Source organism: Maribacter polysaccharolyticus, assembly GCF_028882255.1.
Classification (GTDB): Bacteria; Bacteroidota; Bacteroidia; order Flavobacteriales; family Flavobacteriaceae; genus Maribacter_A; species Maribacter_A polysaccharolyticus.
Genome location: NZ_JARBUY010000001.1, coordinates 57,991 through 71,586, shown reverse-complemented (window position 1 = coordinate 71,586; position 13,596 = coordinate 57,991). Strand labels below are relative to the sequence as shown.

Annotated in this window: 12 protein-coding genes; 11 read left to right on the top strand and 1 reads right to left on the bottom strand. The window is 39.1% G+C overall.

Features of this window, described 5'->3' with window-relative positions:
- Positions 1-137 precede the first annotated feature (137 nt).
- Positions 138-581 (top strand): hypothetical protein, encoded by a 444-nt coding sequence (locus tag PHU20_RS00335; RefSeq protein WP_274823340.1) that lies wholly within the window; start codon positions 138-140, stop codon positions 579-581.
- Positions 582-619: 38 nt separating this feature from the next.
- Positions 620-1,186, top strand: coding sequence for a hypothetical protein (locus tag PHU20_RS00330; RefSeq protein WP_274823339.1), 567 nt, complete (start codon positions 620-622; stop codon positions 1,184-1,186).
- Between the two features lie 478 nt (positions 1,187-1,664).
- Here PHU20_RS00330 and PHU20_RS00325 read toward each other — a convergent pair whose 3' ends face one another.
- Positions 1,665-2,669, bottom strand: a complete 1,005-nt coding sequence (locus PHU20_RS00325; protein WP_274823338.1) for a sugar kinase — start codon at positions 2,667-2,669, stop codon at positions 1,665-1,667.
- 284 nt (positions 2,670-2,953) lie between these two features.
- Between PHU20_RS00325 and ggt the strand changes: the two genes are divergently transcribed.
- The 9 genes from ggt to PHU20_RS00280 all read left to right on the top strand — a co-directional run bounded on the left by ggt (position 2,954) and on the right by PHU20_RS00280 (position 13,594).
- Positions 2,954-4,690 (top strand): gamma-glutamyltransferase, encoded by a 1,737-nt coding sequence (gene ggt, locus PHU20_RS00320; protein ID WP_274823337.1) that lies wholly within the window; start codon positions 2,954-2,956, stop codon positions 4,688-4,690.
- 630 nt (positions 4,691-5,320) lie between these two features.
- Complete coding sequence (locus PHU20_RS00315) at positions 5,321-6,625, top strand: TolC family protein (protein ID WP_274823336.1); 1,305 nt, start codon at positions 5,321-5,323, stop codon at positions 6,623-6,625.
- On the top strand, positions 6,622-7,677 hold the full coding sequence (locus PHU20_RS00310) for an efflux RND transporter periplasmic adaptor subunit (protein ID WP_274823335.1): 1,056 nt from the start codon (positions 6,622-6,624) through the stop codon (positions 7,675-7,677). Before PHU20_RS00315 ends, PHU20_RS00310 begins: the two co-directional genes overlap by 4 nt.
- A 5-nt stretch (positions 7,678-7,682) precedes the next feature.
- Positions 7,683-10,745 (top strand): efflux RND transporter permease subunit, encoded by a 3,063-nt coding sequence (locus tag PHU20_RS00305; RefSeq protein WP_274823334.1) that lies wholly within the window; start codon positions 7,683-7,685, stop codon positions 10,743-10,745.
- A 406-nt stretch (positions 10,746-11,151) separates the two neighbouring features.
- The gene (locus PHU20_RS00300) at positions 11,152-11,754 is read left to right on the top strand and encodes an FmdE family protein (RefSeq protein WP_274823333.1); all 603 of its coding nucleotides are present in this window, start codon (positions 11,152-11,154) and stop codon (positions 11,752-11,754) included.
- Positions 11,755-11,766: 12 nt separating this feature from the next.
- Positions 11,767-12,504 carry a sulfite exporter TauE/SafE family protein gene (locus tag PHU20_RS00295; RefSeq protein WP_274823332.1) on the top strand — a complete coding sequence of 246 codons (738 nt, stop codon included), beginning with the start codon at positions 11,767-11,769 and terminating at the stop codon, positions 12,502-12,504.
- A 32-nt stretch (positions 12,505-12,536) separates the two neighbouring features.
- The gene (locus PHU20_RS00290; RefSeq protein WP_274823331.1) at positions 12,537-12,962 is read left to right on the top strand and encodes a thioredoxin family protein; all 426 of its coding nucleotides are present in this window, start codon (positions 12,537-12,539) and stop codon (positions 12,960-12,962) included.
- Positions 12,963-13,002: 40 nt separating this feature from the next.
- Entirely contained in the window at positions 13,003-13,308 is a 306-nt protein-coding gene (locus PHU20_RS00285; protein WP_274823330.1) for an ArsR/SmtB family transcription factor, read from the top strand.
- Between the two features lie 49 nt (positions 13,309-13,357).
- Positions 13,358-13,594: a thioredoxin family protein gene (locus PHU20_RS00280; protein WP_274823329.1), complete on the top strand. Its 237-nt coding sequence runs from the start codon at positions 13,358-13,360 to the stop codon at positions 13,592-13,594.
- Positions 13,595-13,596 lie beyond the last annotated feature (2 nt).

The following is a 13,596-nucleotide window of genomic DNA, read 5'->3' as shown; positions in this document are numbered from 1 at the left end:
GGTTTTAACATTTTTCAGTGCAGTTCATCTAAAAGTTTGCCGTTTATCTAAAAGTGAGGTGTCATACATCGATAATATATAATAATCCATAAAAAACAGGGTTATTATTATCCCAAATCAAAATCAAAACTACCTAAATGAAATGCTTAGAATGCAGTAAGAAACTCGACTACTTGGAACACAGAAACGCTATGGACCGTTTCGGTCTTGAACTCTGTGACTCCCACCAGACCCGACTGGTAAGGTTGATCGAGCTGAACAAGACACCTATTGAAGCCATACAATTATATTATGGCCTAAAAGAAGTAGGTGTACAGGCCATGTTGGAATGGTGGGACGGTAAAAAATCTGTCGATATCGCCATTTCCAGGGTTAAATTAAATATAGAAATCGATACGGAGTATCACAGGCTGACCCATGAACAGGCCATAAATGACCTTGAAAGAGCCATGCACTCCTTTAAAAATGGATTTACGACGATTAGAATCCCCCATGTACTGATCCAACATTATCTCAAGGAAACGGTTAACAATATCCTTGGAATAATGGAAGGTTTAAAGGCTAATATTAAAGTAATTTAGCCGTAGCACTACCAAAGGAAATTTTTAAAAAGAAAACTATGGACCCCTATAAAAAGGCAATGACCAAACCATTATGGATTTTAATGGGGGCTATGGCCATAGGGTTCTTGATGAAAATCCTTGGTTGGCGTTTGGCCAACGATGTAATGCTTGTTTCCTTTATAGGTATTGGTATGCTTTATAGCTATCGTTTTTGGAAAAAACCGCTGAAAAAATTCAATGACTATAACAAACTTGTCTTCATCCTATTTTGGTCAATAAACGGGGTTTTGAACATTTTCAATGTACCCCATAACCTATTGATACATGCCATCATTGCCATTTCATTCGTGTTGTGGTTCGTGTTCGAAGGTACCTCCTATTTCTTTCGTAGGAAAAAAAATGCAAAAAACAGACATTTCCAATTCCTATGGAATATTCTAATGGTCATCGGAACCTTGGCTATCATAGCCGGTAGCCTTCTTTTGATCCTAAAATGGGAATATGCCAAATCACTGCTTGTGATAGGGATTGCGATATTATGTTTTTATATTTTCAAGGATTCGTTTACCTTGGATCAAAGGTCACCTGAGGAAGAACAAAACGGTGGGGAATATCAACTATAAATCCATTTATTTGGATCATGGAAAAGCGGATATCGATCTATTCAATATCCGCTTTTTCATTATTATCGTTTTTTGACCGTTTCGAAACCCCCAAATGAATTGTTTCACGCGTAAATAATCCTCGGTGAACTCCTTGTTTTGAGGATTAAATGTTTATGGTTTTTTTCAATTGATAGATCGATTTTACCTTTAATCGAAGTTATTGCCCCACAACGAATTTTATCCCCTTTACACGATTACAATCCGGATTGAAGCCGATTTTGCCGTTATTTATATATCCCAAATACGGTCATATGAAAAAACTACTACTTCAGCATTGTCTATTGTACGCCTTTTGTATATTTTGCTTTATATGGGCAATTTACGTGCTTTTCTTTAGGACATAATCCTTATACTTCGCCAATGGTCGTTTATTCTTTGATATAGGCCATTGTGTGAACGAAGGGTACATTCAACACGAATACGTGTACCCAAAGGGTTATCGCCTCAAACGTCCTGTGGTATCTCCGCCTAATATATTGGTGACTTCGGTTAACGTAGTTAAATTAACGTCACCTTCATAGGTGTGTTTTAAGGCACAAGCGGCACTGGCAAATTCAATCGCTTTGTAATCGTCATACTTTTGCAGACCATAAATGATTCCTGCAGCAAAAGCATCGCCAGTCCCAATACGGTCAACGACATGGGTAATATCAAGATCTTGGGTTTCCCTGAACTCCGTACCATTCCACATTCTGGCCCTGATTTTATGCCAGGATGAATTTAATGAAGTCCGGATTTTATCAAAAACCTTTTCTATGGATGGAAAAGTTTGCATCAGCTGTTTGCTTGCGGCAATAAAATCATCATTGGAATACCCGAATGACGTACCCAAAACCTCATTGATCTCGTTGATGCCCCCGATAAAAATAGTGGAGTCATGCAATAATTCGATCAAGGCTTCTTTGGGATCTTGGCCATAATTCCACAATCCACTTCTATAGGTAGGATCGGCTGAAACGGTCATCCCTTTTTTCCTGGCAAGTTTTAGTCCGGCCTTCAAGGTTTCAAAAGCCCCTTTGGACAAGGCAGGTGTAATACCTGTCCAATGGAACCAAGAACCCGTTTCCAAGGCTTTTTCCCAGTCCACTTTTTCCGGCGCTATCTCCGAAAAAGCGGAATGCGATCTATTGTAAGAGATATTGCTGGGGCGCATTACGGCTCCCACTTCCAAAAAATAAACCCCCAATGGGCGTTTGGATAAAGAGATCAAAGAAGTATCAACGCCAAACTTCCGAATATAGGACAGGGCCGTTTCTCCTATAAAATCATCTGAGACTGCGCTAATATGCTTTACCTCCCCACCAAAGTTCGCTATGGAGATACCGACGTTCAATTCGGTGCCCCCAAAATAAAATTCAACCACATTGGATTGAATGAATTTTTTATTGCTCGTGGGAGAAATACGCATTAAAACCTCTCCGAATGTTATAATTTGACCCATATTCATATTTTGCCCCTAAAAATACCAAAGCACGGGCAATAAATAAACCCTTGGATCAAAAAAGATATTTTAAAGAAGTCTTCTAATTAATACATCAATTCATCCTACACGTCAAAAATATCATTAACCAATAAAAAAATCGGGCACAAATTCCGATATCAATAATACACCACCTATCCTAGGAGGTCTTTAGGCTATATTATTGCACTTATATGCCGTAAGGACTATATTAGTCCTAACCACAAGTATACCCACCAACTCACTGACAATTGATTATGAAAAACATGAACAAACTAAAATCAATACTATTACTTTTTACACTTGCTCTTTGCCAATGCAAAGAATCCAATGATACACAACTCAAAACAGTTTCTCTAAACAAACAGGAAAACGAAGGGGTTGTTGCCGCCAATGGAATGGTGGTCACCGCACACCCCATTGCTACCAAAATAGGATTGGATGTCCTGAAAAAGGGAGGAAATGCATTCGATGCCGCCGTAGCCGTAAAATATGCCTTAGCAGTTGTCCTGCCCAAAGCAGGAAATTTAGGTGGAGGCGGTTATATGGTTTATAGAACCGCAGATGGTAAAAAAGGGGCACTTGATTTTAGGGAAACTGCTCCAGCATTAGCAAGTCGCGATATGTTTATCGATTCAATAAACAAAACCGTTATGAATGACAAAGCGCTATTGGGGCATTTGGCAGCCTGTACCCCAGGTACTGTGGATGGTATGGATAAAATACATAAAAAATTCTGTGCCTTACCCTTTAAAGACCTAATACAACCGGCCATTGATGTAGCGAACCAAGGATTTTCCATTTCAGAATATGATGCATGGACTTTTAATCGAGCGCAAAAGGAATTTAAGGAAGTCAATGATTCCCTTATGATCTTCATCAAAAACCAACCTTGGGAAAATGGGGATACCATTTACCAAAAAGATTTGGGAAAAACCTTGGAACGAATAAAAGAGCTTGGTAGGGATGGATTTTATAAAGGTGAAACAGCCCAATATATCATAGATGAAATGAAATCTGGGGGAGGAATCATCACTAAAGAAGACTTGGAAAATTACTCCGCTGTATGGCGCAAACCTATTGAAGGGGTATATAGGGATTCATTTAACATCATTTCAATGCCCCCATCATCAAGTGGCGGTATAATCCTTGTGCAACAACTTAAAGGTTCCAATGCCTATGATTTTAAAGAAATGGGACACAATACCCCAGAAACGGTACATATCATGACCGAGTTGCAAAGAAGGGCATTTGCGGATAGAGCAGAACACATGGGGGACTTGGATTTTCATGATGTCCCCGTCGAAATGCTTTTGGATGATGAGTATATAACCAATAGAAACGCATCTATACAATTAGATAAAGCGTCCCTTTCCACGGATATCAAAGCTGGTAAAGTGGACAAAATAGAAAGCCTGGAAACAACCCATTTCTCCATTGTTGATAAAGACGGGAATGCTGTCTCCATAACTACGACATTAGTAGGTTATTTTGGCTGTAAAGTACTGGTCGATGGCGCTGGTTTTTTCTTGAATAATGAAATGAATAATTTCAGTTTAAAACCGGGTTTTCCCAACATTTTCGGCCTTGTTGGTGGTGATGCCAATGCAATTGAACCAGGGAAGCGAATGTTAAGTAGTATGAGCCCGACGATTATTGAAAAAAATGGCGAACTGTTTATGGTCCTGGGAACGCCTGGAGGATCAACAATCATTAATGTCATTTATCAAAACATTGTTAATGTGATTGACCATGGCATGACGATGCAGGAAGCGGTTGATGCTAAAAAACACCATTCCCAATGGTTACCCGATATGATCGTTGTTGAAGAAGGTACTTTGGATAGTCTTACCCTCGATAAATTAAAAAAACTCGGACATACGTCTTTTAGGGAGGTTGAACAATTGGGGCGAACCGAAGCCATTTTGGTAAGGGAAGATGGTTCGTATGAGGGTGCTGCAGACAATAAGCGAACAGGTGATGCCACTGCTCTAGGCTATTAATCATAATTATAAGACATTCAACAATAACCGCATTGGATACTTATTTAATTAAATAATATGATTATATCGGAATAATGACGCTTAAGATGAGGTAGGAAAGTTTCATTTTAAGTAAAACCTCAAATCTATATAGATCAGTGGATAAACAATAGAATTATCGTAAGGATGGTACAAAACATTTTACAACATTACAACCTCATACTTACACCACCTCAAATAGTTTGATCGTTATAAAATGACAGGACATGTAGAATAAAGCTTAAGTATTCCGGAATGCCAAAACAAAGGATAATTACCTTGGGCATTTCCCAAAAACAACGGGTTATTCACTGTGATAAGGAATATACTATATCTATTTACCCTCAACCCCCATTAAGGATGCCCCGAATTCCATACACTTAAAATATTACCGTCTAACAGACCTGTTGCCAAAATTCCGAATCGTTTAAGATATGCACTACTCGAGGTAAAACTCAGGTAAAATCAGAATTATTAAAGCATATTGCTAAAATATCGATTACGCTAGCGTTAAAGTTTTCGTATTCCTGAATTTATCCCTACAATGTAACTTAAGTTACGTTTACCCCTGCTTATCAATCGTACATTTGCGATTAACAAATTACAGAAGTGATGTTGACATATATTAAAACCACGACATTATTCTTGTTGATCCTACTCGGCAATATCAATGAAACGTATGCACAGGAAATTGGGAGCATTCAAGATCTTTTTAATGCCCTAAAAACCCATCCACAGACCAAAATTGACGAATTGGCCCTTGAAAAAGCAAAAACCGGAAAAGGATCGGCTTATAGCGCATTATACCCCACACTCACTGCCTATGGCTCCTATGATTATTCTTCCATACCTACATCCATGATTCCCGTACCGCCCAATACGATGTTTGAAATGATCCAAGATGAAAGTATCGCACAACCTTTCAGTGAGCATATTTACCGGGCAGGGATAAGCATTTCCATGCCCATATTCATTAAATCCATTTACACATTGGGCCGCAAAGCTACATACCTACTAAAATCCGCAGAAGCTAAAAATCAGATCAACCTTTTGCAAAATGAAGCCATCATTGTGAGTTCCAATGCCCGTTTTTCCTATTTGGACGCACTCACAAATGCCATGGAACAAAAGAAAAAATCCCTATTAAAAACCCAGGAAATCGTGGAGATGAACGTTCACAACGGCCGTGCCTCCGGCGCTAGTTTATTGCTTGTGAAAAATGGAATAAACCAAGTGGAGGCTTCTTTAAATGAAATTGCCATACAACGCGAAAATACCATAGCCACCATTGAAAGTCTAACAGGCATAAGACTGAAAAGTTCCCTGGCCATGTTCCAAACGGATAGTGTCAATACCGCAACAATGGAGGGTCTGGAGCCCTTACGGCAAAAAGTCATTGCAGATAAGTTGGGATATAGGGCAGAAAAAGAAAAGTTATTGCCTTCCATGGTCCTCAAAGGAAACTACAATCACAGTTTTGCCAAATCTTACAACACCGATACCGCTCTTGACGAAAATTATACCACGTTTGGATTGGCCCTAAATATCCCCCTTTTTCATAAAAGTCAATATACTGAAATCACGAAAAGTAGGATTTCTTATGATGAAACACAGACCGCACTGGACCAACTGGAATTATCCTTGATAAGTCAGGCAAATCAATTAAAGAACAGTCTACAACTTATCCATCTATCGGAAGAACTTTATGAGCGGAATGTAAAGGACAAGGAAGAGCTATTGAAAATAGCCAAGGTCAGTTACAAATCCGACAGGATTTCAATTGAGGATTATTTGAAATATGAGGACGATCTGGTTTTGGAAAAATCGAATCTATATAAAGCCAGGGCCGAAAAATGGCAAACATTGGTAAAGCTGGCTGTAATCTATGGCAATAACATTGAAAACTTAGTAAAATGAAAACGTTAAACAATAAAAGGACAATTGGAATAATTGCGGTGGCGGTACTTGTTCTTTCTGCAATTTTAGCCGTCGTGAACGCAAAAAGCAAAGAAGCGCAAATGCACATTGCAAAACAGTATGGCATAAGCGTTTCTACCTATACCCCACAAATAGGCCCTACGACCTTGACCCTACCCTATTTGGCTCAAACCGAAAATGACAAGGATGTGAATCTTTCCTCGAAGGTAACCGCACGGGTCGACTATATAAAACCAAGTGGATCAAAAGTTCGAAAAGGGGATGTCATTGCGCGATTGGACAATACCTCGATCCAAACGAACACCATAAGCCTAAGATCACAGATAAAGGCCACAGAAATCGTCATAAAAAACGTGGAGGATTCCCATAAAAGAACCAAGGAACTATTGGCCATAAAAGGAGCTTCATTAGAGCAATTCCAAAAAGAAGAAAGTGAGTTGGAAGGTTTAAAAGCAAAATTGGATGCTCTAAGACAAAATCAGATGGATGTTGCCAATACCTTGACGTATGCAACCATAGTGTCGCCCGTGGATGGTATTATATCGAAGACAATGGTAAATACCGGCGATATTAGTCTTCCTGGTCATCCTGTAGCGAATATCAGTGCCAACAATGGCTTTTACCTCTTGTTAAGAATCCCTACCGATCTAATGATATATGGTGTGAATTTCAAAAATAATGACTATCCCGCCATAGCATTGAACGGTACTTTCAACAACTTGGCTGAATATAAGGTATATGTTGATTCGAACGACCTTACCACAGGTGACAGAATTGAAGTGAATGTCATTGTTTTTAAAGGAAAAGCCGTGAAACTACCATTTGATGCGGTTTTAAATCGCGATGGTAAAAGCTTTGTATTGGAAAACAATAATGGCAAAGCCAAAGCCATTCCCATAAATATCATTCAAACCGGGGAAGAGGGATTGGTGGTGAGCAATGCCGATATATCCGGTAAGGAAATCGTAGTCGCTAAACAAGATATCTTGTTAAAACTTCTTGGTGGCACAAATATTCAACCCCAAAACTAAAAATCATGTTCGAATATTTTTATAAACGGCCTTATACCCTATATGCCCTTATAGCTGGTTTCTTCATTATGGGTATCGTTGCCTTGATCACGCTGCCTAAAAACCTATTTCCCGATGCCAATCCACCACAAGTAATCGTTATTACGAATGTTCCCGGGGCCACGGCACAAGTAGCGGCCAATACGGTTTCAAAACCCATTGAACAGGAAATTTCAAGATTGGGTTTGGTCACCGATGTCAGTTCTGTCAATGTCGCGAACTTTTCTATTGTAAAAGCCGATTTCGGATATAAAAAAGGTCTAAATGCTGCAGCTGTTGATGTAGCCAATGCGTTATCCATTGCGAAAGGTAAACTACCCACTAACGTGAATCCCGCAGTTTATACGGCAGGGGATTTCACCTTACCTGTCGATGTGATTTCATTGAGTCCAAAAAACAATACCCTCGATGTTGCCGATATCAGCAAAATCGCGGATAATTTTATCAAGCCCTATCTATTGAGTAACCCTTCAATCGGAAATGTTGAAGTTTTCGGTGGATTTCAGAATTCGATAAACATCGAAATCGATCCGTTCAAAGCCAAACGATATAACGTGAATTTTGAAACCATATCCAATGCCTTAAAGGTAATCAACAAGGATATGCCCATTGGTTTTGTAAAAGGGAACGATAGTTTCTATACCATTACTTTTTACGGTGAAAAAAATGAAATTGAAAAAATAAAGAACATTACAATTTTGCCCAATGTCCGATTAAGGGATGTTTCAAATGTTAGTTGGAGTTATCAAAAAAGAACGAGTGGCTATATCGGCAATGCCAAACCTGCGATTGCATTGGCTGTTCAGCGCGCTCCCGGGGGCAGCGTATTGGATGTGAGTAAGGCTGCCCGGGCAGAAATGGAAAAATTGGAAGCTGAATATCCAAATATCAAATTTGAGATTTCAGATACCCAAAGAAATCTTATCGAGACAGCTAATTCGAACATGTTGGAGGCACTTCGCGATGCCATAATCTTCACCTTGATCGTGGTGCTTTTTTTCCTAGGGAATTTTAGGGCCATTATTGCGGCCGCCTTGTCCATACCCATGGTATTTTTCGCCACTATGGCGGTTATTTGGTTAACGGGTGGTGAATTGAACATAGTAATCTATACCGCCATTATTTTAGCGTTGGGTATGCTCACCGATGATGCCGTCGTGGTACTTGAAAATGTAGAACGTCACCTAAATGAACTAAAAGAGGATCTTGAAACTGCTATTCTAAATGGCACTAAAGAGGTTATTGCCCCTGTACTTGCAGGAACCATTTCTACCATTGCCATCATTTTTCCGTTGATGTTCATTGGGGGTTTTCCGGAAAAAATATTCAAACCCTTGATTTTTACGTTAATCGTGGCCTTGATCATATCGTTTTTCATTTCCATCACCTTTATTCCACAATTGTTAAAAGTGATGTACAAAAACGGTTTTACAAAAACAAAAGTAGAATTGTGGTTTGATAAAGCTTATAACAATACCATTGGCCGTTTGGTTGCACCTTATGTCCAGGTAATCAAGTTTTCCAATGGGAAACAAAAAGTATTACGAAGGGTGGTCTTAACCGCTGGAGTGGTACTGCTATTGGTATTGAGTATGGGCAGCATAATGCCAACCATTGGTAAAGATGCAATGCCACCTATGGATACCGGAATCATAAAAGCACAAATTGCATTTAGTGCCAATGAAACCGTTGAAAGTGCCGAAAGAAAAGTCATGCCTTTTCTAACTTGGTTACACGAACAGGATTGGGCAGATAAAAGCTCGGTAGCTTTTGGAACACAACCAGGGGTCTTAAGTTTGGGAAGTGGTAATTTACCTTCAGAAGCCACCATTACCATCAATTGCGTTGACCGTTTTCATAGATCATCGACCATGTGGGAACTCGAAGATGTAATTCGTGACAAATTATCGGAATTAAAGGGACTCAAACGTAACGATGTTTATGATTTTGGGGCAACTGCCTTGTCATCTGTAAAAGCACCTTTGGATGTTCGGTTAAAATCGCCAGTAGTTGATGGTTTGGCAGAAAAAACCCATCAGGTAAGTGAAGCCATGTCAACCGTTAAAGGGTTGACCTCCGTGTCTACAAGTTGGAATAAGGATGTCAGTGAAATTGTACTTGACATTGATGAAAACAAAGCCTTGAGTTATGGTCTTACCCCCTATGATATTGCGGCACAGATACCTGTAAAAGGCCAAGTAGTTGGTTTAAATGCCAATTTACAATCCATGAACTCCCAATATGTCAGGTTGTATCTAAAAGGTAAATTCAGCGAAAACGAACAAACCTTACGGCTATTGCCGGTACAATCGAAATTTGGGGAAATCCCACTTGAATGGTTGGCCAAAATCTCAAAAAAACTGACCTATGCCAAAATTGAGCGCGATAAAATGTTGTACAGTGTCGATGTTAACGGGTACCGTTCCAAACGCCCGATAACGCATTTAACGGATGATGCCAATTCAGCCTTAGCCAACGTTAACAACCTAAAAGATGTCGTTGTTAGCCAAGAAGGGGATATCGCCACCATCAACGACAGTTTTTCACGTATGATAAAAGCGATTGCCCTTGGTATTATCCTTTTATTAATGGTGCTGATCGCCATCTATAAATCGGTTAAAATGGGTTTCATCATGATATTGGTATTGCCTTTGTCATTGATTGGGGCAGCTTGGGGCATGTTATTGTTCAATAAGCCAAGTTGTATGCCCAGTTTATTGGGTATTCTGTTGTTGTTCGGTATCATCATTAAAAATGCAGTATTACTGATAGATTTTTACCAACACCACCGTTCCAGTGGTGAAAGCCCATTTGAAAGTGCCATTGAAAGTGTACGTGTACGTTTCCGTCCTGTTTTAATGACGGCTTTCGGAACTATAGCGGGTATGATCCCTATCGCCCTTGAACAAGCCGTAGGTTTGGAACGATTAAGTCCGTTGGCAGATGTTGCCATTGGAGGTTTATTGATAGGGACTTTATTGACCTTAATCTATGTACCAATTTATACCTATGCGGTAGATAAAAAATAGAAACCCCATATAATATATGGAAATTTTGCACTACTACTTACCGTATAGATCGGTGAATTCGACAAATGAACATCCTGACCCCTTAAAGCATTGTTTTTGTGGAAAAGAGGGGTGAAAAGCAAATTAAAACGGAAAATAAAGCATATGCCATTTAAGTCTATCAAGTTACTCAATAGAGCGATAATACATATCGGATTTGGTTATTTGAAACACCCAAACCTATTCAACGGAGGATTAATAAATGCATCCGTCCTTTGTAATCGCCTCTTCATGACCGTTTGAAATAAGGAATTCGGGATCCAAGCGATTTCATTGGATCAAAAATGATATAGCGCTTGGATTATCCCCTTAAAGTGATCGAAAAAAAAATCATGGAATAAAACAATAATTTTTTAAAACATAAAGTATGAATACCCAAAAAATTGAAATTCCGGAATGGGCATTTGAATTTCACGGACATAAATGTCCGGCAATGCCAATTGGTTACCGTGCAGGGTTGACCGCAATGAACAAACTCGGGGTTGAGAAATCCCTTAACAAAGAGTTGTATCTGTTCTGTGAAAACGGACCCGCCCATGCCGCCGCCTGCTTTTTGGACGGGGTCATGGCAGCGACGGGTTGTACCTATGGTAAGGGAAATGCAGAAAAACTCAATTACGGGAAAAACGCCATCGTCCTGGTCGATTTAAAAACGAAGAATGCGGTGAGGGTTTCAATGCAACCGGCATTTTTCGAAAAAGCATTGAACTCCGAATTCGTCCAACTCCGAAAACAAAAGGTTGAACCCAAGGACATTAAACCCCAAGTGGTAATGCCACTTATTGAAAATGCCAAGAAAATGGACGAGAACATACTGTTTTCGATAAGTGATATTTTCGAAAAAGATGTGGAATTACCAAAGGGAACTTTCGAATGGCATCATTGCGCGGTATGTAAGGAGGTTGTGTTCGACAACCGTTCAAAGGTCATTGATGGAAAAAGAGTATGTATTCCTTGCTCAGAAAAATAAACCGTAGCGATCATGGAATATTATTTAGCTGCTATTTCATTTTTTGCTGCCCTTATTTTCTCTTTAGGAGGTATAGGGGCAGCAATTATATTGATTCCTATCATGTATGCCTTCGGGATTCCCATTTCCGTGGCGAAACCTGTCGGCTTATTTTATAACACCATTAGTCTTACCGGAGCAAGTATTAACAATATTGAAAACAAACGCCTCGATTTTAAATTGGGGATTCCACTAATCATCTTTTCGTTTCTTTTCGCGATTGTCGGGGCTTATTTGTCAAAATACATCGCCTCACGAATTGTCTTGATGCTGTTCGTACTGTTTTTGTTGTTCTCCGGTTTAATGTTTTTGTTTTTTAAAAAGAAAAACGAAACAGAATATCGAGAAGACGTCCCCTATTCACCACTTTCATTCATTGGGGCCGGTGCCGGTCTATTATCGGGTTTGCTGGGGATCGGTGGTGGTGGGATTATTTCTCCCCTTCTCTTGATGATGGGATTCAATCCAAAAAAAATTACGGCCATAACCGCTTTTGTTGTTCCTTTTTCTTCCTTATCCGGTTTTCTGACGTATTGGTCAATAGGTGCTGTAGATTGGGAATTATTGGTCATCACCTCCTTAGCCGGTCTCGCTGGGGCTACGCTGGGGACCATTATCATGCAAAATCGGTTGAATCCGAAAATGGTCAAAAAGATATTAGCGATTATCCTACTGATAATGGCTGTTAAAATGGGACTTAAATTGTTTTAAAAACTGTTCAATATTAATTATATCCATTAAAAATGAAATACTTATATATACTACTTTTGACTGTGGTATTATGCTCTTGTAAGGATAATGCAACATCAAAAAAGGAACTTGCAACTATTAACAATAATGCCGACAAATCAGGCGTTAATAAAACAAGGCATTTGAAAACAAACCTGACTAAAGTGACTTTTATAGCATTAGGGTCTGTAAAATGCATTCCTTGTCGAAAAATGCAAAAGGTCATAAAATCCGTAGAAAAAAAGTATGGAGACCAAGTACAGACTATTTTCTATGATGTTTGGACCGAGGAAGGAAAACCTTATGCCGAAACGTATAATATCAGGGCTATTCCAACCCAAATATTTTTGGATGGAAATGGTCATGAGTTTTTCCGTCATGAAGGTTTTTTCCCTTATGATGAATTAATGAAAGTTCTAAATAAACAAGGTGTAGAATAATCTTCATATTAAATATTAATCGTATATTTGCGATAAGATTATGAAAAGAACCCTGGAACATATCGAATATCAGGAAGATACCGAAGCCTTGGCAAAAATTGCCAAAGCCTTGGGGCATCCTACCCGAATTGCGATTTTAAGACATCTTGAAAATCAATCCTGTTGTTTTACCGGGGATTTGGTGGATGTTTTTCCTTTGGCACAATCTACGGTTTCCCAACACCTTAAGGAATTGAAGAATGCCGGACTCATAAAAGGAGAATTGAAACCGCCCAAAATAAAGTATTGTATCGATCAAGAGAACTGGAAGAAGGCAAAATCGTTATTCCAACAGTTTTTTGAATGAATTTTTTTATAAACAATATCGCTTATTGCCGATATACAAATTAAATAGCATGAGTAAAGTAATCAAAATTTTAGGTACGGGATGTCCCAAATGTCAATCCATGACAGGTGTAGTTAAGGATGTGGTTTCTGAAAACCATATTGATGCCAGTATTGAAAAAGTTGAGGATATCATGGAAATTATGAAGTTCAACGTAATGACCACCCCTGCCTTGGTCATAGACGGTGCGATAACCATAAAAGGCAGGGTACCATCGAAAGACGAAGTCTTGGAGCTTTTAAAGTAATT

Bases quoted from the DNA above. Each gene is read 5' to 3' on its own strand.
- PHU20_RS00310 (WP_274823335.1), top strand. From the start codon at position 6,622: ATGAAAACGTTAAACAATAAAAGGACAATTGGAATAATTGCGGTGGCG.
- ggt (WP_274823337.1), top strand. From the start codon at position 2,954: ATGAACAAACTAAAATCAATACTATTACTTTTTACACTTGCTCTTTGC.
- PHU20_RS00300 (WP_274823333.1), top strand. From the start codon at position 11,152: ATGAATACCCAAAAAATTGAAATTCCGGAATGGGCATTTGAATTTCAC.
- PHU20_RS00295 (WP_274823332.1), top strand. From the start codon at position 11,767: ATGGAATATTATTTAGCTGCTATTTCATTTTTTGCTGCCCTTATTTTC.
- PHU20_RS00335 (WP_274823340.1), top strand. From the start codon at position 138: ATGAAATGCTTAGAATGCAGTAAGAAACTCGACTACTTGGAACACAGA.
- PHU20_RS00325 (WP_274823338.1), bottom strand. From the start codon at position 2,669: ATGGGTCAAATTATAACATTCGGAGAGGTTTTAATGCGTATTTCTCCC.
- PHU20_RS00290 (WP_274823331.1), top strand. From the start codon at position 12,537: ATGAAATACTTATATATACTACTTTTGACTGTGGTATTATGCTCTTGT.
- PHU20_RS00330 (WP_274823339.1), top strand. From the start codon at position 620: ATGGACCCCTATAAAAAGGCAATGACCAAACCATTATGGATTTTAATG.
- PHU20_RS00315 (WP_274823336.1), top strand. From the start codon at position 5,321: ATGTTGACATATATTAAAACCACGACATTATTCTTGTTGATCCTACTC.
- PHU20_RS00285 (WP_274823330.1), top strand. From the start codon at position 13,003: ATGAAAAGAACCCTGGAACATATCGAATATCAGGAAGATACCGAAGCC.
- PHU20_RS00305 (WP_274823334.1), top strand. From the start codon at position 7,683: ATGTTCGAATATTTTTATAAACGGCCTTATACCCTATATGCCCTTATA.
- PHU20_RS00280 (WP_274823329.1), top strand. From the start codon at position 13,358: ATGAGTAAAGTAATCAAAATTTTAGGTACGGGATGTCCCAAATGTCAA.